The organism is Christiangramia sediminis, from assembly GCF_020552705.1.
Taxonomy (GTDB): Bacteria; Bacteroidota; Bacteroidia; order Flavobacteriales; family Flavobacteriaceae; genus Christiangramia; species Christiangramia sediminis.
Map to the genome: position 1 here is coordinate 1 of NZ_JAJBZG010000003.1, position 1,844 is coordinate 1,844.

General features: G+C 48.9%; 1 rRNA gene. It reads left to right on the forward strand.

The features are described from left to right. Window positions 1-74 precede the first annotated feature (74 nt). A 16S ribosomal RNA gene (locus LGQ90_RS08440) occupies window positions 75-1,604 on the forward strand. Window positions 1,605-1,844: the final 240 nt, after the last annotated feature.

Consider the following 1,844-nt stretch of genomic DNA (forward strand, 5'->3'; position numbering starts at 1 on the left):
TGTATAAGAATTAAGACTAGAAAAAGTCATACTGAGCAATTTCTTTAGTAGTTGTTGAATATATTTAAGATTTAACGATGAAGAGTTTGATCCTGGCTCAGGATGAACGCTAGCGGCAGGCCTAACACATGCAAGTCGAACGGTAACAGGGATTAGCTTGCTAATCCGCTGACGAGTGGCGCACGGGTGCGTAACGCGTATACAATCTGCCTTTAAGCGGGGAATAGCCCATGGAAACGTGGATTAATACCCCATAGTATATCGACTTCACCTGGAGATGATATTAAACATTTATGGCTTAAAGATGAGTATGCGTCCTATTAGTTAGTTGGTAAGGTAACGGCTTACCAAGACCGCGATAGGTAGGGGTCCTGAGAGGGAGATCCCCCACACTGGTACTGAGACACGGACCAGACTCCTACGGGAGGCAGCAGTGAGGAATATTGGACAATGGAGGCAACTCTGATCCAGCCATGCCGCGTGCAGGAAGACGGCCCTATGGGTTGTAAACTGCTTTTATACGGGAAGAACCACATCTACGTGTAGATGCTTGACGGTACCGTATGAATAAGGACCGGCTAACTCCGTGCCAGCAGCCGCGGTAATACGGAGGGTCCAAGCGTTATCCGGAATCATTGGGTTTAAAGGGTCCGTAGGCGGAATAATAAGTCAGTGGTGAAAGTCTGCAGCTCAACTGTAGAATTGCCATTGATACTGTTGTTCTTGAATTATTATGAAGTGGTTGGAATGAGTAGTGTAGCGGTGAAATGCATAGATATTACTCAGAACACCTATTGCGAAGGCAGATCACTAATAATATATTGACGCTGAGGGACGAAAGCGTAGGTAGCGAACAGGATTAGATACCCTGGTAGTCTACGCCGTAAACGATGGTTACTAGCTGTCCGGCCTAATTGAGGGCTGGGTGGTTAAGCGAAAGTGATAAGTAACCCACCTGGGGAGTACGTTCGCAAGAATGAAACTCAAAGGAATTGACGGGGGCCCGCACAAGCGGTGGAGCATGTGGTTTAATTCGATGATACGCGAGGAACCTTACCAGGGCTTAAATGCAGTCTGACAGGTCTGGAAACAGACCCTTCTTCGGACAGATTGCAAGGTGCTGCATGGTTGTCGTCAGCTCGTGCCGTGAGGTGTCAGGTTAAGTCCTATAACGAGCGCAACCCCTGTGGTTAGTTGCCAGCGAGTCATGTCGGGAACTCTAGCCAGACTGCCGGTGCAAACCGCGAGGAAGGTGGGGATGACGTCAAATCATCACGGCCCTTACGTCCTGGGCCACACACGTGCTACAATGGTAGGGACAGAGGGCAGCTACCCCGCGAGGGGATGCGAATCTTCAAACCCTATCACAGTTCGGATCGCAGTCTGCAACTCGACTGCGTGAAGCTGGAATCGCTAGTAATCGCATATCAGCCATGATGCGGTGAATACGTTCCCGGGCCTTGTACACACCGCCCGTCAAGCCATGGAAGCTGGGGGTACCTGAAGTCGGTCACCGCAAGGAGCCGCCTAGGGTAAAACTGGTAACTGGGGCTAAGTCGTAACAAGGTAGCCGTACCGGAAGGTGCGGCTGGAACACCTCCTTTCTAGAGCTTTGCATGTTTACATGCAAGCGACAATTACGAAAGGGAAGTTCAGCTAAGGCCAATTTGGTCTTGATTCTTATCGTCAATTCGATTATATATAGATGTGAGGTCTTAGTTATAAGATGTTAGATTGTCTAACGTCCAGAATCTAGAGTCTAATGTCTATTTATGGACAGTCTCATAGCTCAGCTGGTTAGAGCGCTACACTGATAATGTAGAGGTCGGCAGTTCGAGTCTGCC